Origin of the sequence: Aggregatimonas sangjinii (genome assembly GCF_005943945.1) — a bacterium.
Lineage (GTDB): Bacteria > Bacteroidota > Bacteroidia > Flavobacteriales > Flavobacteriaceae > Pelagihabitans > Pelagihabitans sangjinii.
This window is the reverse complement of sequence record NZ_CP040710.1, coordinates 4,476,142-4,500,241: the sequence shown is the minus strand read 5'-3', so window position 1 is coordinate 4,500,241 and position 24,100 is coordinate 4,476,142. Positions and strand designations below refer to the sequence as shown.

At 43.2% G+C, this 24,100-nt stretch carries 20 protein-coding genes; 12 read left to right on the top strand and 8 right to left on the bottom strand.

The genetic code is table 11. From position 1 onward, the window contains the following. Nucleotides 1-150 precede the first annotated feature (150 nt). The 3 genes from FGM00_RS18780 (at nucleotide 151) to FGM00_RS18770 (ending at nucleotide 3,765) form a co-directional block, all read left to right on the top strand. A complete protein-coding gene (locus FGM00_RS18780; protein ID WP_138854394.1) occupies nucleotides 151-2,034 on the top strand; it encodes a SulP family inorganic anion transporter in 1,884 nt (627 codons plus the stop codon). 191 nt (nucleotides 2,035-2,225) lie between these two features. Further along, nucleotides 2,226-3,245 (top strand): phenylalanine--tRNA ligase subunit alpha, encoded by a 1,020-nt coding sequence (pheS, locus tag FGM00_RS18775; RefSeq protein ID WP_138854393.1) that lies wholly within the window; start codon nucleotides 2,226-2,228, stop codon nucleotides 3,243-3,245. Between the two features lie 124 nt (nucleotides 3,246-3,369). Next, nucleotides 3,370-3,765, top strand: coding sequence for a hypothetical protein (locus tag FGM00_RS18770; RefSeq protein ID WP_138854392.1), 396 nt, complete (start codon nucleotides 3,370-3,372; stop codon nucleotides 3,763-3,765). Here FGM00_RS18770 and FGM00_RS18765 read toward each other — a convergent pair whose 3' ends face one another. Together FGM00_RS18765 and FGM00_RS18760 are read right to left on the bottom strand one after the other, a co-directional pair. Beyond that, nucleotides 3,766-4,251, bottom strand: a complete 486-nt coding sequence (locus FGM00_RS18765) for a YciI family protein (RefSeq protein ID WP_138854391.1) — start codon at nucleotides 4,249-4,251, stop codon at nucleotides 3,766-3,768. Continuing rightward, nucleotides 4,248-4,721 (bottom strand): CYTH domain-containing protein, encoded by a 474-nt coding sequence (locus tag FGM00_RS18760; RefSeq protein WP_138854390.1) that lies wholly within the window; start codon nucleotides 4,719-4,721, stop codon nucleotides 4,248-4,250. Before FGM00_RS18760 ends, FGM00_RS18765 begins: the two co-directional genes overlap by 4 nt. Before the next feature lie 253 nt (nucleotides 4,722-4,974). Between FGM00_RS18760 and dinB the strand changes: the two genes are divergently transcribed. Continuing rightward, entirely contained in the window at nucleotides 4,975-6,075 is a 1,101-nt protein-coding gene (gene dinB / locus FGM00_RS18755) for a DNA polymerase IV (RefSeq protein WP_138854389.1), read from the top strand. Between the two features lie 198 nt (nucleotides 6,076-6,273). Next, nucleotides 6,274-6,795 carry a PAS domain-containing protein gene (locus FGM00_RS18750; RefSeq protein ID WP_138854388.1) on the top strand — a complete coding sequence of 174 codons (522 nt, stop codon included), beginning with the start codon at nucleotides 6,274-6,276 and terminating at the stop codon, nucleotides 6,793-6,795. 69 nt (nucleotides 6,796-6,864) lie between these two features. On the opposite strand, the gene pyk is transcribed toward FGM00_RS18750, so the two are convergent. The 5 genes from pyk to FGM00_RS18725 all read right to left on the bottom strand — a co-directional run bounded on the left by pyk (nucleotide 6,865) and on the right by FGM00_RS18725 (nucleotide 11,270). Then, a complete protein-coding gene (gene pyk, locus FGM00_RS18745) occupies nucleotides 6,865-8,307 on the bottom strand; it encodes a pyruvate kinase (RefSeq protein ID WP_138854387.1) in 1,443 nt (480 codons plus the stop codon). Further along, nucleotides 8,307-8,774, bottom strand: a complete 468-nt coding sequence (locus FGM00_RS18740) for an IPExxxVDY family protein (RefSeq protein ID WP_138854386.1) — start codon at nucleotides 8,772-8,774, stop codon at nucleotides 8,307-8,309. Before FGM00_RS18740 ends, pyk begins: the two co-directional genes overlap by 1 nt. Nucleotides 8,775-8,893: 119 nt before the next feature. Next, a complete protein-coding gene (rnc, locus tag FGM00_RS18735) occupies nucleotides 8,894-9,631 on the bottom strand; it encodes a ribonuclease III (RefSeq protein WP_138854385.1) in 738 nt (245 codons plus the stop codon). A 6-nt stretch (nucleotides 9,632-9,637) separates the two neighbouring features. Continuing rightward, nucleotides 9,638-10,888: a beta-ketoacyl-ACP synthase II gene (gene fabF, locus FGM00_RS18730; protein WP_138854384.1), complete on the bottom strand. Its 1,251-nt coding sequence runs from the start codon at nucleotides 10,886-10,888 to the stop codon at nucleotides 9,638-9,640. Nucleotides 10,889-11,036: 148 nt separating this feature from the next. Beyond that, nucleotides 11,037-11,270, bottom strand: a complete 234-nt coding sequence (locus FGM00_RS18725; protein WP_008269813.1) for an acyl carrier protein — start codon at nucleotides 11,268-11,270, stop codon at nucleotides 11,037-11,039. A 164-nt stretch (nucleotides 11,271-11,434) separates the two neighbouring features. Between FGM00_RS18725 and purN the strand changes: the two genes are divergently transcribed. From purN to FGM00_RS18705, 4 genes are all read left to right on the top strand, one after another. Then, the gene (gene purN / locus FGM00_RS18720; RefSeq protein WP_138854759.1) at nucleotides 11,435-12,013 is read left to right on the top strand and encodes a phosphoribosylglycinamide formyltransferase; all 579 of its coding nucleotides are present in this window, start codon (nucleotides 11,435-11,437) and stop codon (nucleotides 12,011-12,013) included. 90 nt (nucleotides 12,014-12,103) lie between these two features. Further along, complete coding sequence (locus FGM00_RS18715; protein ID WP_138854383.1) at nucleotides 12,104-12,739, top strand: ribonuclease H1 domain-containing protein; 636 nt, start codon at nucleotides 12,104-12,106, stop codon at nucleotides 12,737-12,739. 123 nt (nucleotides 12,740-12,862) lie between these two features. Next, nucleotides 12,863-13,789 carry a PfkB family carbohydrate kinase gene (locus FGM00_RS18710; RefSeq protein WP_138854382.1) on the top strand — a complete coding sequence of 309 codons (927 nt, stop codon included), beginning with the start codon at nucleotides 12,863-12,865 and terminating at the stop codon, nucleotides 13,787-13,789. Between the two features lie 178 nt (nucleotides 13,790-13,967). Further along, nucleotides 13,968-15,866: an amidophosphoribosyltransferase gene (locus FGM00_RS18705; RefSeq protein ID WP_138854381.1), complete on the top strand. Its 1,899-nt coding sequence runs from the start codon at nucleotides 13,968-13,970 to the stop codon at nucleotides 15,864-15,866. Nucleotides 15,867-17,072: 1,206 nt separating this feature from the next. Here FGM00_RS18705 and FGM00_RS18700 read toward each other — a convergent pair. Beyond that, complete coding sequence (locus FGM00_RS18700) at nucleotides 17,073-17,681, bottom strand: superoxide dismutase (protein ID WP_138854380.1); 609 nt, start codon at nucleotides 17,679-17,681, stop codon at nucleotides 17,073-17,075. 385 nt (nucleotides 17,682-18,066) lie between these two features. On the opposite strand from FGM00_RS18700, the gene FGM00_RS18695 reads away from it, so the two are divergent. The 3 genes from FGM00_RS18695 (at nucleotide 18,067) to FGM00_RS18685 (ending at nucleotide 24,033) form a co-directional block, all read left to right on the top strand. Further along, nucleotides 18,067-21,174 carry a UvrD-helicase domain-containing protein gene (locus FGM00_RS18695; protein ID WP_138854379.1) on the top strand — a complete coding sequence of 1,036 codons (3,108 nt, stop codon included), beginning with the start codon at nucleotides 18,067-18,069 and terminating at the stop codon, nucleotides 21,172-21,174. A 211-nt stretch (nucleotides 21,175-21,385) separates the two neighbouring features. Then, nucleotides 21,386-22,579, top strand: a complete 1,194-nt coding sequence (kbl, locus tag FGM00_RS18690) for a glycine C-acetyltransferase (RefSeq protein ID WP_138854378.1) — start codon at nucleotides 21,386-21,388, stop codon at nucleotides 22,577-22,579. Nucleotides 22,580-22,692: 113 nt separating this feature from the next. Next, nucleotides 22,693-24,033: an OmpA family protein gene (locus tag FGM00_RS18685; protein ID WP_138854377.1), complete on the top strand. Its 1,341-nt coding sequence runs from the start codon at nucleotides 22,693-22,695 to the stop codon at nucleotides 24,031-24,033. Nucleotides 24,034-24,100: the final 67 nt, after the last annotated feature.

The window sequence follows — 24,100 nt, the reverse complement described above, 5'->3', positions numbered from 1 at the left end:
TAACCTGTAAATTTCGATTTTCGAAATGCCTATTGCGGAACATGGCCCAGGCCTATCTATTTTCATTGCACAATAAGTGAAAGCCAATACGCCTAGTATTGGCTTTTTTTAAGCTAAAAAATTCTATCTTTCTCGAAAATACAATATACCATGAAAACCCTTTTTTCCAATCTTCGAGGAGATCTTTTCGGAGGTATTACGGCGGGTATTGTAGCCCTGCCCTTAGCACTTGCATTCGGCGTTAGCTCGGGAATGGGGCCTAGTGCCGGTCTTTATGGTGCTATCTTTATTAGTTTTTTTGCCGCCCTCTTTGGTGGTACGAATACCCAGATATCAGGACCTACGGCACCGATGACCGCGGTGAGCATGGTAGTAATCGCAAGTATTGTAGCCCTCAACGATGGTAGTCTTGAAAAGGCGTTGCCCGCTATTCTAGTAGTCTTTCTTTTGGCAGGTCTTATGCAGGTCGGCCTCGGCCTTATCGGTATCGGAAAATATATCAGGTACATTCCCTATCCGGTCGTGTCCGGCTTTATGACGGCCATTGGGGTTATAATTCTAGTCACACAAATACTGCCCTCGATTGGATATTATCCTAAAGAAGACGCCGAATTTGTCAATCGATATAAGCCGATGGCGGAGGAAATCATTTTGAATAATATCTTAAAAGAAGAGGCAGGAGAAGGTATTTTGGTATTGGAAAATTTCGAGGAAACCATCAAAAGGGCAAACGCCATCTCGGAAGACGACATGCTGAAAGAGGCCCGAACCTTGGCAAAAAGTGAAGCCTCAGGAGTAATCGGTGCCCTAAAAGTATTGCCAAGAGCGCTTAGGAACATCAACGTGCTTGAGCTTCTATTGGCCCTTTCGACTATTATAATCATTTATGGTTTCAAAAAAATAACCACCACCATACCAAGTGCGTTGGTAGCGTTGGTCGTAGTTTCCGGCGTAGCATACGGTTTTAATTTGGATTATCGTCCAATAGAGCAAATACCCGGCGGATTTCCCATGCCTAACCTGCAGATTTTTACCGAGTTCGAGCTAGGTATGGTCACACCCTATATATTTACGGCACTGACCCTCGCCTTGCTAGGGGCAATCGATTCTTTACTTACCTCGGTGGTGGCCGACAACATGACAAAGACCAAGCACCGACCTAACAAAGAATTGGTCGGTCAGGGCATAGGAAATAGTATCGCTGCTGTTTTTGGGGGCATTCCGGGAGCCGGGGCCACGATTCGTACCGTCGTAAATATCAATTCTGGCGGAAAGACCAAACTTTCGGGTATGATCGCCGGTATACTCTTGCTAATTATCTTATTGGCCCTGGGGCCGGTTGCATCCCAAATTCCCGCCGCCGTACTTGCCGGAATATTGGTAACCGTCGGTATCGGGGTAATGGATTATAAAGGATTGAAGGCGATACCCAGTCTCCCCAGAGATATGAATATCGGACCATTAAAATTCAGTTCTGAGGTAGTAATCATGCTGGTCGTACTCGTTTTATCCTCTGTTTGGAATCTAGTTTATGCCGTAGGAATAGGTCTTGTAATCGCTTCGTTGATGTTTATGAAAAAAATGGGCGATCTAACTGCCGAACGTTCGGACGTTAAACCGTTGGAAGAAGAGGCCGGTTGGAGAGAAGAGACAGCGTTTCCAAAAAACCTGCGGGATGAGGTATTCATCAAACACCTTAAAGGCCCATTGTTCTTTGGTTCAACCAACGACTTTCAACAATTGGCCGATCAAATTCCTAGAACGGTTTCGAATGTCATCATCAGAATGGAGCGTATGCAGTATATGGATCAATCCGGTCTCTACACCATAGAAGACGTTCTTATCGATCTTAAAAAATCTGGAATCAACGTACTTTTTGTTGAGTTGCTTAAGCAGCCCCGCTATATGATGGAGCGGGTAGATGTCATTCCCGACCTTATTCCAGAAGAACATATTTTCGATGATTTCGAGTCTTGTATCACCTGGGTCAAAGAAAATGTGAAAGACAATATCAACAATCCGATAGTTACTTAGGAGAGGCTTTCAAAGACCGATATCAACAGGTAACGCTTTGAATACGATTGCCCGTCCCGAACTGCCAAGATTCAATCGTGCCGCGCTTGCGAAAAAAGCCTATTTGTTCATTGATCGACCGTCGCTTATGATAGATATGTTGCACTCGAAGGTTCATAAAAAGTATTAAATTTGCCCTCATCACCACTCGAATGATAGAAAAACTAAAAGAACATATTGCGGAAGTTGAAAACTTTACTACAGACAGTAAAGAAGGCGTTGAGGCATTTCGTATAAAGTATTTGGGTAAGAAAGGCTTGTTGAACGAGTTTTTCGCAGCTTTTAAAGAAGTGCCCAATGAACAGAAAAAGGAATTTGGGCAGACCATAAATACCTTGAAGCGAGTAGCTTCCGAAAAGGTAGAAGCGCTTAAGGAAAGTCTTGAAGTAAAAACCGTCGAAACAGGAGTTTACGGCGATTTGACACGTCCGGGGGAACCCATTGCATTGGGGGCCAGACATCCGATTTCAATCGTAAAGAATCAAATCATCGACATTTTCTCACGAATAGGTTTCAACGTTTCGGAGGGTCCCGAGATAGAGGATGACTGGCATAACTTCACTGCCTTGAATCTGCCCGAATACCATCCGGCACGGGATATGCAGGATACCTTCTTCATTCAAACCGATCCCGATATTCTCTTGCGAACCCATACCTCATCGGTGCAAGTGCGTTATATGGAAAACAACAAACCGCCTATACGAACGATTTCGCCAGGGCGAGTCTATCGCAACGAAGCCATTTCCGCGCGCTCGCATTGTTTCTTTCATCAAGTAGAGGGGTTGTATATCGATACAGATGTCTCCTTTGCGGATTTAAAACAGACCTTGCAGTTCTTTACCACCGAACTGTTCGGAAAGTCGAAAATACGGTTACGTCCCTCCTATTTTCCATTTACAGAACCCAGCGCGGAAGTTGACGTGTACTGGGGCCTTGAGACCGAAACCGACTATCGTATGACAAAAGGTACGGGCTGGTTAGAGATTATGGGTTGTGGTATGGTCGACCCAAATGTATTGGATAATTGTGGTATCGACTCGAAGGAATACTCCGGTTTTGCATTTGGTATGGGAATCGACCGTATCGCATTATTACTGCATCAAATTTCGGATATACGCTTATTGAGCGAAAACGATATCCGTTTTTTAGAACAGTTCAAAAGTGCCTTATAGAGGGTATCTTCCCGACCTCTCATGAGTGCGTTGCGAAATTCAAACAAATTTTAAAAACTTCCCGAGTGATCGCCCTCGCCTAAAACTAAGTGAAAGGGCCATTACTTCAATAAGTCTGTAAAAAGTGAAAAAAGATATTGAAATACCCGTGGCAAAAGACGTTTACGTCGCCATCATACACGAATGGAACGAAGAATTTCTATCCAAAGACTGGAACGCATATATCATCAACAATCGCAGCTCCCAAATCGATATGGTTTTAGTTGTGACCAAAGGTTTCGACGGGGACAGAAAGACCTCTACCATGCGTCATGGTATCGGGGTGGTCGAGGCAAAAGCCTTCGCCAAAATAGAACTGTTACAAGAAGAAGTACTTTCGTTGAACAACGAGTTTTTCGTTACGTACTATGCCGATGACAAACTATACGAAAAACGATTTTTGGTAGCCAAGAATACCGTATCGGAAAGTGTTCTACAGCACATTCCAATTATAGAAAAAGAAGGGGTTTGGGCCACCTAATTAGCGTAGCGAAAACCCTTTTGCCGCCCACCAAGGGTGTATTTCGATTACCAATCTACCGGATTTCACCATGGGGTCTGCATTCGCCAAGCTATCCGCTACTGCCAAGGTAGGCGTATTGTAAACGGTTATCCCTCGAATATCGCCATCGTCACCAAAAGGCCCAGAGATATCGGCGTAACCCATATCGTACATTTTCCCCAGATGGGCCATGTGCAAGGTTTGCAGACTGTCGGCCTCGGGCTTGCTTTGCGAACGGTTCGGACCACGTTTTAAAAAGGCGATAAAGTATTGCTGCATTAAGACCGTATCTTTGGTTTTTTCATCAACATAATCGAATATCTCAAAACCCCTCGCGGTAAGTTCTTCTTTAAGTTGACTTTGAGAAGGCCTGGGGTCCTTCAGGACCGACTGATTTTCTTCTTTAACGTCCTCCTGACACGATAAGCATGCCAGTGAAAGGACCAGACACCATACTGTTTTCATTTTTTCCAGTGTTTATAAGGGTTTTTACTCAGCTGTGAATTATAATATTTTAATTCTCCTGTAACTTCGAGGCCCAACCATATTGGTTTTTCGAAGAACTCCCCTTCGTCCTTAAGCTCCAGTTCGGCAACGACGAGCCCTTTGTTAAGCCCCAGAAATTCATCTACCTCAAACTTATGTTTTCCAATAGGAATTTCATAACGCGTTTTCGCTACCATACCCTCCTCACACAATTTCAAGAGATCCTCGGCATCGGTTAGCGCGATAGTCTCCTCCCATTCGTATCTGGTCGTACCCGATTCGTTCGATTTTCCTTTGATGGTCAAAAACCCCTCCGCTCCTTTAATGCGAACGCGCACGGTGCGTTCAGGGTGCGTATTCAGAAAGCCCTGCACAATTCGCTTTTCCGAAATCGCCTCTGTTTTAAAAGCGTCCGAACACACTAAAAATTTTCGTTCAATTTCAATCATAACTCCTTTTCATTAAACATGCACTTCTAAGATAAGTTATAAACCGTAAAGTACGCTCCGCTACAAAATGGATTCAGAAAATATTGGCAGTAAACAACTTCGGAGCAAGCCTCGTAGCAACTTGCGGGACGGCAGCCAGGTTCAAATCTCGATTATCGAGTGAAATCGTATGCCCTTTCCCTAAATATTGGATATTCTTATAGTTTCGCCATTATGAAACGCTTTAAAAATAGAATTCAGTTTAAATTTGTACATGCCTAACGATTTTCCATTACGAAAAATCATTCATGTTGATATGGATGCCTTCTACGCCTCGGTAGAACAATTAGACCATCCGGAACTTCGAGGGAAACCCGTTGCCGTGGGCGGAAGTTCCAAAAGAGGTGTTGTTTCGGCCGCTAGCTACGAAGCCCGAAAGTATGGTGTTAGAAGTGCCATGAGCAGTGTAGTCGCCAAACGCAACTGTCCTGAACTCATCTTTGTAAAAGCCCGTTTTGACCGTTATAAGGAAATCTCGCAACACATTCGAAAAATCTTTTACGACTATACCGACCTTGTAGAGCCACTATCCCTAGACGAGGCCTATCTCGATGTTACGACCAATAAAAAAGGAAACCCATCGGCCACTTTGATAGCACAGGAAATTCGGGGGCGTATCTTCGAAGAACTGAAACTTACCGCATCGGCGGGTATCAGTATCAATAAATTCATTGCCAAGATCGCCAGCGACTACAATAAACCCAACGGTCAAAAAACGGTAAATCCAGAAGAAGTCCTCTATTTTTTAGAAGCCCTTGATATTCGGAAGTTCTATGGTGTCGGTAAGGTTACCGCTGAAAAAATGTACAAACTGGGAATCTTTACGGGGCAAGACCTTAAGACCAAATCGCAGGAATTCCTGGAGGAAAAGTTCGGGAAAAGCGGCAGTTTTTATTACAACGTGGTTCGTGGCATTCATACCAGCGAGGTAAAGCCCCATCGCATTCCAAAATCAGTTGGAGCCGAAAGAACCTTTAACGAAAATCTGAGTAGCGAAATTTTCATGTTGGAGCGTTTAGACCATATCGCAACGGAGATCGAACGCCGCCTTAAAAAGTCGAATATTGCTGGAAAGACCATCACCTTAAAAATTAAGTATAGCGATTTTACCCTGCAGACCCGTAGCAAGACTTTACCTTATTTCGTCGCCGAAAAAGCCTTGATCTTGGAAACCGCCAAGACATTGTTGTATCAGGAAAAAATGGAAAACTCGGTGCGGCTTTTGGGCATCTCACTTGCGAATTTAAATACCGATAAAAAGGAGCTGCTCAAGAAAGAAGAGCCTATTTTGGTACAATTACAGTTCGATTTTTAGAAAATTCTGTTCAAGCATAACATACCCTCAGGTCATCTATTCGTTTATTGTTTAAACAAAAAGGTTAATCATTCCTAATAGTTTTAAGCCATTTCTTTTTTTTAGTATTATTGACTAAAAATTGGAGTTCTTTATTGCAAAATAATTTGACTCTAAAGCTATTTAAAAGGATTAGTTTCAGCATAACAATAAGATAGAATGAGCGAGTTATTGCATTACGACAACGCGGTTAAGGAATTTTACGACACAAGGTCTATTAAAAGTCTTCCCTTAAATTCATGGGATTGCTTCTCCGAAAATTTTGATGTTGTCCTGAGATCCTCGGAAGATATTGTAATTCTAAACAAATTGGCCATCGAACATAAATGGAATACGCCATTGTCACTTGAGGAAGAACTGCTTCAAAAGCAGCACGTGGTCATCGTTACGGATGCGGATTTGAAAATTGTACATGCCACACACAACATGGTGGACATGAACGGATATACCACTAAAGAGGTTATTGGAAACTCCCCTAAAATGTTTCAGGGCAAAGAAACCTCTACTGAAACCAGTCAACTCATCGCCGATGCGATAAAAACCAAACAACCGTTCGAGGCGGTGATCTTGAACTATAGAAAGAATGGTAGTACGTACAAGTGTTGGATCAAAGGGCAACCTATTTTCAACGCCGATAAAGATGTTGTACATTTTATAGCCTATGAAAAGGAAGTAGCTTAAGTGTTTATTTGTTACAACCGAAAAAGCCTCGATTCATAAGAAACGAGGCTTTTTTCATACCTTCTTTTCTTAAAAATTACAGGTCTCTATTTCAGTCACACGGAGGGTATTCACCATGCCTTTTGCTTTTATGGGCATGGCCGCAAGGCTAACGAGCATATCGCCAACCTCCAAAAAGCCCTTTTGACATGCTATTTTGTTCACATCGTCGATCGTCTCATCGGTCGAAACGAACCTATCGTAGTAAAAGGCATTAACGCCCCAAAGAAGACTAAGCTGGGTTAGGATTCTGCGGTTTGATGTGAAGACTAGGATATGGGCATCCGGCCGCCAAGCGGAAATCTGAAACGCCGTATAACCACTATTGGTCAAAGTAGAAATCGCTTTCGCCTTGATTTCGTTTGCCATAATGGCCGCATGATAACAAATGGATTTGGTGATGTATCTATTGGTACGAATATGCGGGGGGTCATGTGGTACATGAATAAGATCTGAACCTTCTACACTGTGTAAAATACTGGACATTTTTTCAATGACCTGCACCGGATAGTTACCAACGGAAGTCTCCCCGGAAAGCATTACGGCATCGGCTCCATCCATAACCGAGTTCGCCACATCGTTCACCTCGGCCCTTGTCGGGGTAAGGCTTGTGATCATCGTCTCCATCATCTGTGTTGCGATAATTACGGGAATCCTTGCTCTTTTCGCCCGCAACACCAGTTGTTTCTGAATCAATGGCACTTCTTGTGCGGGTACCTCTACGCCAAGATCACCCCGTGCCACCATGAGACCATCACAATACGATACTATTTTATCGATGTTCTCTACCGCTTCGGGCTTTTCTATTTTAGCGATAATAGGGATTTTATGCTCTGAATGCTCCTTGATCAAATTTTGCAAGTCGATCAAATCTTGGCTAAAACGTACAAAAGATAGGGCTATCCAATCTACTTTTTTCGAAATGGCGTAAATGGCATCCTTCACATCTTTCTCGGTAAGCGCCGGAAGCGATATATCGGTGTTCGGTAGGTTGACCCCTTTTTTTGACTTTAAAGGACCTCCTTGAATCACTTGTGCCTTGACTTCGTCTTTTCCGTTGGTGGCGAGCACTTTGAACATCAATTTACCATCATCCAAAAGAATATGCTCTCCGGGCTTTACATCCTTCGGGAAAGAGTCGTAGTTCATGTAGACACGTTCGGCGTTTCCCTCGAAAGGTTCACCTGTCACAAAATCGATTTCATCTCCCGGAGATACGACTACCTCACCCGCCATGACACCTACTCGGAGCTTCGGTCCTTGTAAATCGGCAAGAATAGAGGTATTCGTGTTCATTTCCTCATTCAGTTCGCGAATCATTTGAATGCGTTCATCGACAGCATCGTAATTCGCATGGGAAAAATTAATTCGAAAGACATTAACGCCTGCCTCGATCATGCTCTTAAGCACTTCCTTTCTACTTGTTGCAGGCCCGAGGGTTGCAACTATCTTTGTCTTTTTTCTGTTTGGCATTATAAAAAAATTAAATTGTTTTTCGATTTTAAACTATCGATATCTACTTGGTAGGCGGTGATTATCTTAGGAATCGACTGCAGCGGTTTCACGATATCGGCCTCGACGTTCATTTGGGGTTGCTCTACCTTTATGAAATAATCTACTTCTTTGCGTTCAGGAACCAAATGATGGGCGGTATATGAGGTTTCCCCTTTAAAAAGATCGGTGCGGGGCAAACTATATTCACTCAAGCTGTTATTCGTAACCAGCGACCAGTAGATATTATTAGGCTCATCCTTCCATTCAAAAATCGGAAAAGAAACCTCTGATGTAAGCTCAAAATCGCTGCGACATCTACGGAATCTCGAGTTGAGACGCCTATTGATAAAATAAACCAATTCGTAATCCTCGAGACTACTGTGCAACGCCACTAAATCAAAAGGGTCTTCATAAAAATCACCCATGATTTTATGTACTGCAGACATACCGTCAAAATTTTGTAAGCTGTAAATATACGCCTAAATCAGAAACCTGAAGAGCATGGGGCCTTCCTAATGTCTATTTTGGATAAAAAATAACGTTTTTGTTACAAAGCGAGGGAAAGTCAATTTTTATCTATCTTACTCTGTAGCGCAAAATAGGCTCTTTTAGATGCCCGTTCCTCTGCCTTCTTCTTTGAAGTAGCCCTGGCTTTTGCTACAATATTTCCCCCGATGGTGAGCCTTACCGCAAAATGTTTCAAGGCATCCTTGCCGGTATCTTCGTACACATCGTAATCGAAGTGTTTCTTTTTCTTCTGACACCACTCAATAAGCAGACTTTTATAGCTGATGACCTTTCCCTCTAATTGCTCAATATCAACATAAGGCTCTATTACCCTTTTGCCGATAAACTTGACGCAGTAGTCATAGCCGCGATCTAAATATACTGCCCCGACCAAAGCTTCGAAAACGTTCCCATGAATGTTATCGCCAAAATGTGTTTTGGGAATGCGGCTCTCGACAAACTCGATAAGGTTTAGGTCTTTGCCCAATTCGTTCAAATGCTCCCTGCTCACGATTTTCGACCGCATTTTGGTAAGATACCCTTCATCTCCTTCGGGAACTTCATTGTAAAGATATCGGGAAATGATGGTCCCCAGCATGGCGTCGCCCAAAAACTCCAAACGCTCATAGTTCATCGGGTTGCCATCCTTGTCCTTTTTGTTCGCCGACCGGTGTAAAAACGCTTTTTTGTAGATTTTGAGTTTTTTAGGCTTAAAGCCCAAAATACGTTTCATGCCTAAAAAAAAATTCCCATCCTCGGGAGGATGGGAATTGAATATATTTTTAGGAAAGCTCATCCTTTCTTAGCTTAATTTTTTGAAAACAACACAGGCATTGTGTCCTCCGAAGCCAAAGGTATTGCTGATCGCTACATTTACTTCCCGTTCTTGGGCCTCGTTCAATGTAAGGTTCAAGTTCGGATCTATATTTTCGTCAACTGTCGTATGATTTATCGTTGGCGGTACCAAACCATGCTGCATGGCCAAAATAGAAGCTATCGCCTCTATAGCACCCGCCGCGCCCAACAAATGACCCGTCATCGATTTCGTTGAATTGATATTTATATTGGGGGCATGGTCCCCGAAAACTTCCGATATAGCTTTTAATTCGGCAACATCGCCCAGTGGTGTAGACGTTCCATGCGTATTGATGTGATCCACATCCTCTGGTTGTAGACCGGCATCCTTCAAGCAGTTTTTCATGACCTGAACGACCCCGATACCATCAGGGTGCGGTGCGGTCATGTGATAGGCGTCGCTTGAGAGTCCACCACCCAAGACCTCGGCATATATTTTGGCGCCCCTTGCCTTGGCATGTTCGTATTCCTCTAAAATCAATGCTCCAGCACCTTCTCCCAATACAAAACCGTCGCGGGTCGCATCAAATGGCCGTGAGGCCGTTTCGGGACTCTCGTTTCTGGTACTTAGGGCGTGCATGGCACCAAAACCACCCATTCCGGCGATGGTGACCGCCGCTTCGCTACCTCCGGATACGACCACATCGCAATAGCCCAAACGGATATAGTTCATGGCATCGATCAAGGCATTTGCCGATGAGGCGCAGGCAGAAACCGTCGTATAATTAGGTCCCATAAAACCATGTTTTATAGAAATATGTCCCGGAGCGATATCCGCAATCATTTTTGGGATAAAAAAGGGATTGAAACGTGGTGTCCCGTCTCCCTCGGCAAAGTTCAACACTTCATTTTGAAAAGTCTCCAGGCCGCCGATACCGGCACCCCAAATAACCCCGACCCGAAATTTATCGAGTTTATCAAGATCCAATCCGGCGTCGAGAATGGCCTCATCGGAGGAGACCAGGGCGTACTGTGCAAAGCGATCTAATTTGCGGGCCTCCTTACGGTCAAAATGTTCCAAAGGATCGAAACCCTTTAACTCGCAAGCGAATTTTACCTTGAATTTTTCAGTATCGTAGTACGTTACGGGAGCGGAACCACTCTTACCGCTCTTCAGACCATCCCAGTATTCTCCTATATTATTTCCGATAGGTGTTAAAGCACCCAATCCGGTTACCACAACGCGCTTTAATTGCATGGAATCGTTTTTATTTTATGGTTCAGAAGGTTATGAAAATACCTTGTAAACCGAAATGAAGTTCTAAACCGAGTGAAATTAAAAAAAATTATCCATGCGGCATGGTTACCACATGGATAATTTTGAAACTTGTTCAAGAAAACATAAATTACTTCGCTTCTTCTATATAACTAATGGCTTGGCCAACTGTTGCGATGTTTTCAGCTTGATCGTCAGGGATTTGAATATCGAATTCCTTTTCGAACTCCATAATCAATTCAACGGTATCCAATGAATCCGCCCCTAGGTCGTTGGTAAAGCTAGCTTCTGTTACTACTTCATTTTCATCAACACCCAATTTATCAACGATGATAGCTTTTACTCTTGATGCAATATCTGACATAATTAATTTGGTTTTAAAAATTTAAATTTGATGGCAAAAATAAAAAACTTTGGACTAAATACACCATTAGTCGTTAAAATGTGCTGTAATTTAAGAAAATTAGGGACAGTAGTAGTACTTTCGTCTTTAAATTTTTCACTCATTCCGTAATGAATTCGATGCCTCTGAAACGCATTGTACTTTTTGCCTCCGGTTCTGGATCTAATGTCGAGAACATCATAAGGCACTTTCAGCATAACGATTTCGTTACGGTTACCGCAGTGCTGACAAACAAAAGCGATGCCAAAGTTTTGGAACGATGTAAACGATTGAATATAAGCGCGTTATATTTCAATAAAAATGCATTTTCGGCGCAGGGTTGCTTATTGGATGTCCTTGAAGGGCTACAACCCGACCTGATAGTACTCGCCGGTTTTCTTCTGAAGGTGCCACAAAACCTCATTATGAATTTCCCGAATAAAATCATCAATATACACCCGGCATTATTGCCCAAATATGGGGGTAAAGGAATGTACGGTAGTCATGTGCACCAAGCCGTTAAAGACAATAAGGATACTGAAACGGGCATCACGATACATTACGTGAACGAAAATTACGATGAGGGTGCTATCATTCACCAAGCGAAAACGGCTATCGCTCCCCAAGATACAGTTGCCGACATCACACGGAAAGTGCATGAGTTGGAGTTCGAGCATTTCCCGAAGGTGATTGAGAAATTGTTGGCCTCCCCCAACATCGCCTAAATGCGATGTTGACCGAATGCATTCCTCTCCCTGCGGTCGTCGGATGCAAAAGGAAGGGTAGAAAATAGGTGGTTCTTTTATATTTGTACAATGGCAAAAAAAGAAAAGTTCTATACGGTCTGGAAAGGAAAGCGGCCCGGAATCTACACTACTTGGGATGACTGTAAAGCCGCCATTACGGGGTACAAAGGGGCGCAATACAAATCGTTTCCCACTTTTGCCCTGGCCAAAAAAGCGTATAACGGGAATTATGAGGAGTACAAGGGCAAGACAAAAGGGGTCTCCTCTTTGACGCAGGAACAATTACTCAAAATCGGTACGCCCAATTACCACTCTATTTCCGTTGATGCCGCATCCAGCGGAAATCCGGGGATTATGGAATACCAAGGGGTGGATACGAAAACGAAAAAAACCCTATTTAGACAAGGTCCTTTTCCCCAAGGCACGAACAACATCGGTGAATTTTTGGCCATTGTTCATGGCTTGGCCTATTTGAAAGAACGCAAAAGCGACCGGGTCATCTATACCGATTCGCGAACGGCTATGAGTTGGGTGCGTAAAAAGACCTGTAACACCAAACTTGTCGAAACCGAAAAGAACAAAGCCTTATTCGATTTAATACGTCGTGCGCTGGATTGGTTGAAAAAGAATTCCTATAACACCCCTATCGTAAAATGGGAGACCAAAGCATGGGGCGAGATACCCGCGGATTTTGGCAGGAAATAGTGCCTGAAATTGTCGTTCACAGGCAAAAAACATCGCTTCAACAAATTTTATAATAAGCTATTAACAACCCCTACCGATTCGAAAACCAAAGCCGTATATTTGCAGCTTAATTTTTTGACCAAAATGGGTAAACTAGTAATCGTAGGTACTGTCGCGTTTGACGAAATAGAGACACCTTTCGGGAAAACCGATAAAATTCTCGGCGGGGCAGGCACTTTTATTGGACTCGCCGCATCACAATTCGATGTAGATTCGGCAATCGTTTCTATCGTTGGGGACGATCTTCCACAAGAATACCTGGACTTGCTTTCGAACAAAGGGATCGATTTAAATGGTTTGGAAATCGTTAAAGGCGGAAAAACCTTTTATTGGAAAGGCAAATACCACAACGATCTCAACTCCCGCGATACACTGGTCACCGAATTGAATACCTTGGCCGATTTTAATCCGGTGGTACCTGACAATTATACCAATGCCGATGTAGTGATGTTGGGCAACTTGCATCCCGCTGTGCAACTGAGCGTCATCAACCAAATGACCGAGCGACCGAAATTAATCGTTCTCGACACCATGAATTTCTGGATGGATAGCGCTTTGGACGATTTAAAGGAAGTCATCAAGCATATAGACGTCATTACCATCAACGATGAAGAGGCGCGACAGTTGACCGAAGAATACTCATTGGTAAAGGCGGCACAGGAAATCCATAAAATGGGACCAAAGTTCGTGGTCATCAAGAAAGGGGAACATGGAGCCCTACTGTTCCATAACGAAAATGTATTTTTCGCTCCTGCGCTTCCGTTGGAAGAAGTGTTCGATCCGACCGGTGCGGGTGACACCTTTGCCGGCGGCTTTACGGGGTATTTGGCGGCTACGGGCGATATTTCGTTTGAAAACATGAAACGGGCGGTTATCCACGGATCAAATCTGGCATCGTTCTGTGTGGAGCGCTTTGGCACAGTTCGAATGGAAAGCCTCACCAAAGATGAGGTACACGAAAGGCTGCATCAGTTTAAAGCCTTGACACAATTTGAAATTGAACTAAAATAAACGTATGCCCTGAAAATTTCAGGGCATTTTTTGTTGGCCTCACCCGCAACTGCCATAGGCAGTTACGACCTCTCCAAAAGAGAGGTGGAAATATAGCGCCGAGTCAACAACATTGATTCGATTTATTTTGAAATCGGACCAAAAGTGATAACAATATAAAAATAGTAGAGCATAAACAATGAGCGACGCGATCAAACACGAATGCGGTATTTCGATTATTAGATTGTTGAAACCTCTGTCGTACTATAAAGAAAAGTACGGTACCGCATTTTATGGGGTAAACAAGATGTATCTCATGATGGAAAAACAGCACAACCGTGGACAGGACGGTGCAGGTTTTGCCAGTATTAAATTGGATATGAATGCCGGTGAACGTTACATGAGCCGCGTACGTTCGACCGCCCAACAACCCATTCAGGATATTTTTGCCCAAATCAACGAACGGATCAATACGGCGATTTTGAAAAATCCCGAGTACAAAGATGATGTTGCGCTTCAAAAAAAGAATATTCCTTATATAGGCGAGCTGCTATTGGGCCATGTTCGTTACGGCACTTTCGGCAAGAACAGTATCGAAAGCGTACATCCGTTTATCCGACAAAACAATTGGATGCACCGAAACCTTATCGTTGCGGGCAATTTTAACATGACCAATGTACATGAGTTGTTCGATAACCTGGTACAATTAGGACAGCATCCGAAAGAAATGGCCGATACGGTCACGGTTATGGAGAAAATCGGTCACTTTTTAGACGACGCTGTGGCCAAACTATACAAACAAATAAAGAAGGAAGGCTACACCAAACTAGAGGCTACCCCATTGATTGCGGAACGCTTGAAGGTGGCTAAAATTTTAAGAAGGGCCACAAAGAATTTTGATGGTGGTTATACCATGGGCGGTCTTTTAGGCCATGGGGATGCCTTCGTACAGAGAGACCCTGCTGGAATTCGCCCGGCATACTACTATCAAGACGACGAAGTGGTGGTCGTAGCCTCCGAACGCCCGGCCATACAGACCGTTTTTAACGTGCCCTATGAAGAAGTAAAGGAATTAGATCCAGGGCACGCCATCATTATAAAGAAGAGCGGTAGCACGGCGATAAAGCAAATTTTAGAACCTACGGAGCGAAAAGCCTGTTCTTTTGAGCGTATCTATTTTTCCAGGGGAAGTGATAAGGAAATTTACGAGGAGCGAAAGGAACTCGGCAAATTGATTTTTCCGAAAATATTGACCGCCATAGACAACAACCTAAAGAAAACCGTTTTCTCCTACATTCCGAATACCGCTGAAACATCGTTCTTTGGCATGGTAAAGGAAGCGCAAAACTACTTGAACAAAAAGAAGGAAGAACAGATCTTGGCATTGGGTCCTAAAATGACCAGCGAGCAGTTGCACGAGATTTTGGATGTTCGCCCCAGAATCGAAAAAGTAGCGATCAAAGATGCAAAGCTACGCACGTTTATTACCCAGGACGATAGTCGGGACGATTTGGTCGCCCATGTCTATGATATTTCGTACGGCTCTGTAGACAAGGGGGATAATCTGGTGATTATAGATGACAGTATCGTGAGGGGCACTACCTTGAAAAAAAGCATTCTGCGCATTCTAGACCGCTTGTCGCCCAAGAAAATTATCGTCGTCTCCTCTGCACCGCAAATTCGTTATCCCGATTGCTACGGCATCGATATGGCCAAATTAGAGGATTTCGTCGCCTTCAAAGCTGCCTTGGCCTTACACCAAGAACGCGGTACTACGGCTGTTGTTGATCAAATTTATCAAAAGTGCTTAGAGCAGGTAAGCACGAAAGACAAGAACGTCATCAATTACGTGAAGGAGTTCTATGCGCCCTTTACCGCCGATGAGATTTCAGATAAAATAGGGGCACTGTTGAGTCCGTCAGATATCAAAGCAGAAGTACAGATTATCTACCAGACCATAACAAGCCTTCATAAGGCCTGTCCTAAAAATCTTGGCGATTGGTACTTTACCGGAAACTACCCAACAGCCGGCGGTAATCGCGTTGTCAACAGGGCATTTATTAACTTTTACGAAGGAAAAAATCAAAGGGCATATTGAAAATTTTATCGATGAAATGCATCAATTTGTGTATTTCATCGATAAATCACGTTGTTCAACGTCTTTTTAGTCCCTTCGAAAAACCACCTCTTATTTTAGACTCGCCATAGCATAAGTAGGTTAAGTTCATGGTAAGATTTGGGGCAAAAAAGGTGGAGACTTCTCCGCCTTTTTTATGCGCCAAACTTTATTCATGGTATTTCATTGTCCTTCTTGCCAAGCCCCTTTGAAGGCGTTCCGCTTCTTAATTTCTGTCAGGATTTGTTCCAGCCCTTGATTATAGACAGGTAATTCACAGTAACTTATTTCCAAAACACACTTCACCCTATTTCCGTACCCTTCAACCAAGAAATTTCGCCGCCCTTTGAAGCTGCCTTATTTTTGGAGGACCATAGCATAAGTAGGTTAAGTTCATGGTAAGATTTGGGGAAAAGGCGGAGCAATGCTCCGCCTTTTTATTTAGCTGTAATTCTCGCCTTTTACTTGCAGCATTCAACGCAAATAAAAGATAGCATAACCCCATAGGTGAACTTGAATCTAAGCATTCTGAAACGAGTGCGGCGATGGCACAAACCACTCGAAGGTACCCCAAAGTCTTTATAGGGTCTCGAAACTTATCAAATTGAAATTCCCTTACAAATTTAAACGCTCAAGAACACCTACGGCTAAACGAAATTTGCCTTGACTCACGTGCTCTTTTTCTTTCATATATACATCTTTTCACAACCCATATTACAGTTGAGCCACGTATCATGCCGTTCGTCTAAAACCTTTCACAGCACCGTTAATTCGGTCTATTTTTGGAGGACCATAGCATAAGTAGGTTAAGTTCATGGTAAGATTTGGGGAAAAAAGGTGGAGCTATGCTCCGCCTTTTTTATTGTGCGAACCCTAGTAAATGACAGGGCGGCCCATTTTCAGGTACTTCTCCCCTATTCTTTTAGTAGGAAAAAACACTTAAAATTTCTTAAAATTTCTTTTTTATGTGCTGCAATACCAGTAATTTAGCATTGCCATAGCATAAGTAGGTTAAGTTTATGGTAAGATTTGGGACGAAAAGGGTGGAGACTTCTCCGCCCTTTTCTATATCCGATCATCGCTGTTTTTGAAAATGCGATTTTTCCCGATTATCAATCTTTTTAAAGCATAAAAAAACCATCCCGATGTACCGACACGGGATGGTTTTTTCAATTTCAATAGTATTTCTTACTTGTTTGCCTCGTATAATTCAGAAACTTTATTCCAATTGATGACATTAAAAAAGGCACTTACATAATCGGGCCGCCTATTTTGATAGTTCAAGTAGTAAGCATGCTCCCAGACATCCAATCCTAAAATAGGGAAACCTCCACAGCCAACGCCGGGCATCAATGGGTTGTCCTGATTAGGTGAAGAACAGACCTCGACCTTTCCTCCCGGATGCACACAGAGCCAGGCCCATCCCGATCCGAATCGCGATCCTGCAGCGCTACTGAACTTTTCCTTAAACGCATCGAAAGAACCATAAGCACTTTCAATAGCATCTGCCAAAGCTCCAGAAGGCTTACCGCCTCCGTCGGGTGACATGACATTCCAGAATAGGGAGTGGTTGTAAAAACCACCGCCATTGTTCCGTACGGCAGTATTGCCCATGTCGAGGTTTTTCAATATTGCCTCGATGGATTTCCCCTCGAGATCAGTACCTTCAATGGCACCATTTAATTTTGTAGTATATCCATTGTGATGTTTGCCATGGTGTATTTCCATAGTGCGTGCATCGATATGTGGTTCCAACGCGTCTTTGGCGTAGGGTAAATTGGGTAGTTCAAAAGCCATAATAATGGTGTTTTTAGATTAATCTTCAGTGTTCCTCAAAACTACGTTTTTTAACAATCAAATTCCATTAATAATTTGTTAAGACCAAAATCAATTTTGATAACGCACATCCTCATCTATCTCTCTTCTTTTGCTTAATTTGCGACTATGTTTTTTCTTGAAATGAATTGCCTTGGAAGAAACATTATAGAAATACAATGATTTTACATCAACACATTTTGAAATCAAAATTTGAAATTCAACCTCGCCCAGAACCACCGAAAATGAAAGTTTTTACCTCTCCAAAAGAGTGGTAAATAGGAAGAATCGAGGTAAGGACTACAAGGAAATTATTTGACAGAACCGCTATCGACTGCATTTACGAATAGCAATTTAAAAAGAACAGGTGAACGAGAGTCCGTTTAAAATATACAATGCTTCCGCAGGATCGGGCAAGACGCACACACTTACCAAGGAATATTTAAAAATCATACTGACCTCAAAAGGTGGCTATCGCCAGATTTTAGCCCTGACGTTCACCAACAAAGCGGTAGATGAAATGAAAAGCCGTATTCTTGAAAGCCTTTTCGAATTCTCGAATACCGATAGCGTTACACACGCCTCGCCACTATTCCTGGATGTTCAAAAAGAATTGGATTTAGACACTGAGGTACTACGAAAAAGAGCTGGGGAAACCCTAAAGGATATTTTGCACAACTACGCCTTTTTTGATGTCTCTACGCTGGACAAGTTTACCCATAGGCTGATCCGAACCTTTGCCAAGGACCTGAAAATTCCCCAGAATTTCGAGGTGGTGCTGGACAAGGACCTGCTATTGAACGAAGCGGTTTCCCGCCTTATCCTTAAAGCGGGGCAAGACCCGTTGCTGACCGAGGTACTCTTGGATTTTGCATTGGAAAAAATCGAGGATGATAAAAGTTGGGATATCGGCCTAGATCTTATCGGCATCGGAGGGCTACTCTTTGAAGAAAACCATAAAAAGCAGCTGGAAAAGTATGGGAGCAAAAGTATTGCCGATTTTTTAGACCTTAAAAAGCTACTTAAAACTAGAATAGCCGGTTCCGAGGCCAAAATGAAGAAAGCTTCAGTATCGGCACTGGAGCTGATCAAGGAAAACAACTTGGAGTTTAGTGACTTTTCATCAAGTTACTTCCCAAAGTTCATGCTTAAAATTTCCAATGGGGGTTTTGATATCGATTTCGGGGCCAAATGGAAACAAAATTTTGATGACGCTCCCTTGTATGCCAAAAAATGCGACGAAAGTACCAAACTGGTTCTCGACTCCCTACATCAGGATTTCAGTATCCTCTTCGGTTTAATTCAAAACGCTTTTAGCGAGTATTCGCTCCTCCGGAACGCCTATCGCAGCATAGTACCCTTAACGGTGCTAAACTCCATCCAACAAGAAATCAAAACCCTGCAGGAAGAACGTGACCAGCTCTCCATCTCGGAATTCAATACCATCATTTCCAAGGAAATCAAGAACCAGCCTGCGCCATTTATCTATGAGCGATTGGGTGAAAAGTACCGCCATTATTTCATCGATGAGTTTCAGGATACCTCGGTTATGCAGTGGGAAAACCTGCAACCATTGATAGATAATGCGTTGGCGGGATATGATGAAAATGGCCACACGGGGTCCCTTTTCCTCGTTGGCGACACCAAACAGGCGATTTATCGCTGGCGGGGGGGTCGGGCCGAGCAATTTTTAAAACTAACGAGTGGGCAGGACAATCCGTTCGTAATCGCACCTGCTGTTAAAATGCTCAAGACAAATTACCGTAGCCAGGCCGAAATCATCAAATTCAACAATGATTTTTTTCAGAATATAAGCCAGTTCCTTAACAAACCGGTATACAACGCACTGTTCGTTGAAGGCAATAAGCAGTTACAAAATGCCAAGGAAGGCGGTTATGTCGAAATGCGTTTTTTGGATGAAGATGATGTCGATGACAAAGACGATTTGTATGGAAATGCTGTTTTGGAAACCATAAACAAAGTTGATCCAAAAGGAAAGGCCTATGGCGATATCTGTATTCTAGTACGTAGCAATAAACATGGTGTGGCGCTGGCCGATTTCCTCACCCAGAACAAAGTGCAAGTCATCTCTACCGAAAGCTTGTTGATCAATAGTAGTGAAAAAGTACGCTTTCTGATCGCTTTGCTGCGTTATCAAAGCATGCCCAACGATCCTGCCGTACGCTACGAGATACTTTCTTTTTTATCGAAGGGCAAAAACAAGCGTCATGAGCTGATTACTGCACATCTGAATCAGTTGAACACCTTTTTAGCTAACACCTATGGTTTGGATATGTCCTTCATGCGCAAACAATCTGTTTATGATGGCCTGGAATTGGCGATCAAGCAATTCGACCTTGCTCCCGACAACGATGTGTATTTGATTTCCTTGCTAGATACTGTTCTCGATGTGGAGAACAAAGATGGTGCAGGAGTACAGACATTCCTGGAATATTGGGACAAGAAAAAAGAAAAACTTTCGCTCAGTGCTCCCGCCACCTCGAACGCCGTGCGCATCATGACCATTCACAAGGCGAAGGGACTGGAGTTTCCCGTTGTTATTTTCCCCTATGCCAATGAGGATATTTACAGGAGATTCCGTAAGAACATGTGGCTTCCGGTCGACCCGGAAGACTTCAACGGTTTTAGCACCCTATTGATCAGTGAAAAAAAGGAGGTGTTGCAATATGGCGCAATAGCAGCCGAGCGCTATACCGAGGAAGAGCAGAAAATGGAATTGGATGCCTTCAATCTTTTGTATGTCGCACTGACCCGGGCCGAAAAAGCGCTCTTCATTATCTCGAAAAAGGAAATCGCATCAAACGGGGCGCACAACGCTTCGCATTATTCAGGACTCTTTATTCATTATCTGAAGGAGAAGGGGCTTTGGGACGGTAACCAGGAAATCTATGGCTTTGGCACCTTCAGCAGGCTGGAAGAAACATCCTTGCGGGCTCCAAAATCGGTGCCCTTTCAATATACCTTTAAAAACAGACCCGGTTTTAGCATTTTGGCCGCGGCGGGAAGTCTTTGGGATACGGAACGGGAAACCGCTATTGCCCAAGGAAATCTCATTCATACTATTTTGAGCCATGTAGAGACCAAAGATGACGTTGAAGCAGCCTTGGCATTTTTTTCCAGAAGAGGCGACATACCCCCAGAAACGTTTCAGGAGGTGCGGGACACTATCAACAAGATTGTTGCACATCCTCAACTGAAACCATATTACAAAGAAGGCCTTATCGTAAAGAATGAAAAGGATATCATTACGCAAAAAGGGAAGCTTTTACGGCCGGACAGATTGGTGTTCGAAGGTAATGAAGTAACCGTAATCGATTACAAGACCGGAAAAGGAGACCCGACCTATCACCAGCAACTTTACGAATACGCAGATGCCTTGGAAGAGATGGGTTATCTTGTAGCTCGGAAAATAATAGTGTACAGCAATACGGTCATTTTACCGGAATTCATATAAATATGAGGAATTAAGTTCCTGCTGAAAATAGCGAGAAAGATAAAGCGGGATTTTCGAGCCGAATCAAAAAAATCTATACCCACATATCCTGAAAAGCGAGCAGATTTCAACTAATTTTGCCATATTCAATTTGAGCATGAGGATTTTCCTAGGTTGAACCTTTTTAACCGGAAAAAACTGATTTCAAAAAAAGTCTCTAAATCAATATACTATGTACGGAAAAATACAAGAACACCTACAGGCCGAATTGGCCCAAATCAAGGAAGAGGGTCTCTACAAAAGCGAACGTATCATCACTTCTGCCCAAGACGCCGTTATCAAACTCGATACCGGAAAAGAGGTAATCAATTTCTGCGCGAACAATTATTTGGGCCTTTCCTCGCACCCCGAGGTGGTGCAAGCCGCTAAAGATACCTTGGACTCCCATGGGTTCGGAATGTCATCGGTACGCTTTATTTGTGGCACTCAGGACATCCATAAAAAGTTGGAGGAAAAAATCGCCGAATTCTACGGTACCGAGGATACCATATTATATGCCGCCGCTTTTGATGCCAATGGTGGGGTCTTTGAACCCTTGCTCAATGCCGAGGATGCTATTATATCCGACTCGCTCAACCACGCCTCTATTATCGACGGGGTACGTTTGTGCAAAGCGAAACGGTATCGTTATGCAAATAGCGATATGGCCGATTTGGAAAAACAACTACAACAGGCCAATGCAGATGGTGCCCGTTTTAAGATCATTGTTACCGATGGCGTCTTTTCTATGGATGGTCTACTCGCCCCGCTTGATGCCATTTGCGATTTGGCCGACACCTACGATGCCATGGTCTTGATCGACGAGTGCCACGCCACAGGATTTATTGGCAAGACAGGAAGGGGCACTTTGGAAGAAAAAAATGCCATGGGTCGTATCGATATCATCACCGGTACTTTAGGAAAAGCGTTAGGCGGTGCCATGGGAGGGTACACTACGGGTAAAAAGGAAATTATAGAAATACTTCGGCAACGGTCCAGACCTTATTTGTTTTCCAACTCCTTGGCACCTGCCATTGTGGGGGCATCCATTAAGGTTTTTGAAATGTTGAAAGACAATACCTCGCTAAGGGATAAACTACAGGAAAATACAGAATACTTTAAAAAAGGAATGATCGACGCAGGCTTCGACATCATCAATGGGGAGTCGGCCATCGTTCCCGTAATGCTGTACGATGCGAAGCTATCGCAGCAGATGGCGAATATGCTTTTAGAGCGTGGCATTTATGTTATCGGCTTCTTTTATCCGGTAGTTCCAAAAGGAAAAGCAAGAATTCGCGTACAATTGTCCGCAGCACATCAAAAAGAACATTTAGACAAGGCCATCAAGGCATTTATTGAAGTTGGACAAGCCTTAAATATCGTTTAAATGCACCTTTTAACACCTTAAATGCATTAAAAAAAATAAACAATTGATTTTGTTAATAATAATTAACAACCTACATTTGCGGCTAATAAACACTTAAACTTAAAATTTTGAACATGAAACATCTTAGCAAATTAGTAATTGCTGCCCTACTATTAGTAGGTGTTACAAGCATGCAAGCTCAAGACGAGAATAACCCTTGGCAGGTTTCTTTCGGTGTGAATGCCATTGACACTTATCCTACGGGAGACGATGGTGGTTTCGCCAATCAGTTGTACAATGCAACCGATCACTGGAATATCCTTCCCTCTGTTTCTTACATCGGGGTATCTAGGTCTGTAGGACCAGGTTTCTCTGTTGGTGCTAGAGGTTCTTTAAATAAAATAGAAAAGCTTGGTGATACAAGTGTTGATGATCTTTCACATTACGCTATCGATGGTACCATCAAGTACAACTTCCTACAAAACAAAACCCTAGATCCATTCTTGGAAGTCGGTGGTGGTTATACTTGGGTAGACGAAATCGGAGCTGGTACCGTGAACGGTGCGTTCGGTTTGAATATCTGGTTTACCGAAAATATCGGTTTAACCCTTCAATCAGGTTACAAGCATGCGTTCGAAGATTACGGTGTAAAGCACTGGCAACATTTAGCTGGTTTGGCCGTGAAGTTCGGTGGTACTGATACTGACGGTGATGGTATCTATGACAAAGACGATGCATGTCCTGAGGTTGCAGGTCTTGAAGCTTTCAACGGTTGTCCTGATGCTGATGGCGACGGAATCGAAGATAGCAAAGACAGCTGTCCTAATGAAGCTGGTTCTAAAGAGATGAACGGTTGTCCAGATCAAGATGGTGACGGTGTTGCCGATAAAGATGATGCTTGTCCTACCGAAGCTGGTTTGGCTAACTTAGCTGGTTGTCCTGATGGCGACGGCGACGGTGTTGCTGATAAGGATGATGAGTGTCCTGCTGAAGCAGGTCCTGCTGAAAACAAAGGATGCCCATGGCCAGATAAAGATGGTGACAGCGTTCTTGACAAAGACGACGAGTGCCCGGATGTCGCTGGTACTGTTGCGAACAATGGTTGTCCTGAAGTAACTGAAGAAGTACAAAAAGAATTGAACGAGTATGCAAAAACTATCTTGTTCGATACCGGTAAATCTTCATTGAATCCTGCATCTACAAAAGTATTCGTTGATATCATTAGAATATTGAACGAGTATCCTAACGCTAAGTTCTCTGTTGAAGGACATACCGATAGTGTAGGTAGCGAAAAATTGAACCAGAAACTTTCTGAAGAAAGAGCTAACTCTGTTAGGGATTTCTTGATCGAAGAAGGTATCGATCCTGACAAATTGACCGCTGTAGGTTACGGTGAGGAGCGACCTATCGCTGATAACAAGACAAGAGCTGGTAGAAAAGAAAACAGAAGAACGGAAATCAACTTGATGAAGTAAGACTTCGTTCTACTAAATAATTTGAAAAGCCCTGACGATAACGTCAGGGCTTTTTCTATTTTTGGGC

Coding starts and splice junctions, on each gene's coding strand:
- FGM00_RS18780 (WP_138854394.1), top strand. CDS start 151: ATGAAAACCCTTTTTTCCAATCTTCGAGGAGATCTTTTCGGAGGTATT.
- pheS (WP_138854393.1), top strand. CDS start 2,226: ATGATAGAAAAACTAAAAGAACATATTGCGGAAGTTGAAAACTTTACT.
- FGM00_RS18765 (WP_138854391.1), bottom strand. CDS start 4,251: ATGAAAACAGTATGGTGTCTGGTCCTTTCACTGGCATGCTTATCGTGT.
- FGM00_RS18760 (WP_138854390.1), bottom strand. CDS start 4,721: ATGATTGAAATTGAACGAAAATTTTTAGTGTGTTCGGACGCTTTTAAA.
- dinB (WP_138854389.1), top strand. CDS start 4,975: ATGCCTAACGATTTTCCATTACGAAAAATCATTCATGTTGATATGGAT.
- FGM00_RS18750 (WP_138854388.1), top strand. CDS start 6,274: ATGAGCGAGTTATTGCATTACGACAACGCGGTTAAGGAATTTTACGAC.
- pyk (WP_138854387.1), bottom strand. CDS start 8,307: ATGCCAAACAGAAAAAAGACAAAGATAGTTGCAACCCTCGGGCCTGCA.
- FGM00_RS18740 (WP_138854386.1), bottom strand. CDS start 8,774: ATGTCTGCAGTACATAAAATCATGGGTGATTTTTATGAAGACCCTTTT.
- rnc (WP_138854385.1), bottom strand. CDS start 9,631: ATGAGCTTTCCTAAAAATATATTCAATTCCCATCCTCCCGAGGATGGG.
- fabF (WP_138854384.1), bottom strand. CDS start 10,888: ATGCAATTAAAGCGCGTTGTGGTAACCGGATTGGGTGCTTTAACACCT.
- FGM00_RS18725 (WP_008269813.1), bottom strand. CDS start 11,270: ATGTCAGATATTGCATCAAGAGTAAAAGCTATCATCGTTGATAAATTG.
- FGM00_RS18715 (WP_138854383.1), top strand. CDS start 12,104: ATGGCAAAAAAAGAAAAGTTCTATACGGTCTGGAAAGGAAAGCGGCCC.
- FGM00_RS18710 (WP_138854382.1), top strand. CDS start 12,863: ATGGGTAAACTAGTAATCGTAGGTACTGTCGCGTTTGACGAAATAGAG.
- FGM00_RS18705 (WP_138854381.1), top strand. CDS start 13,968: ATGAGCGACGCGATCAAACACGAATGCGGTATTTCGATTATTAGATTG.
- FGM00_RS18700 (WP_138854380.1), bottom strand. CDS start 17,681: ATGGCTTTTGAACTACCCAATTTACCCTACGCCAAAGACGCGTTGGAA.
- kbl (WP_138854378.1), top strand. CDS start 21,386: ATGTACGGAAAAATACAAGAACACCTACAGGCCGAATTGGCCCAAATC.
- FGM00_RS18685 (WP_138854377.1), top strand. CDS start 22,693: ATGAAACATCTTAGCAAATTAGTAATTGCTGCCCTACTATTAGTAGGT.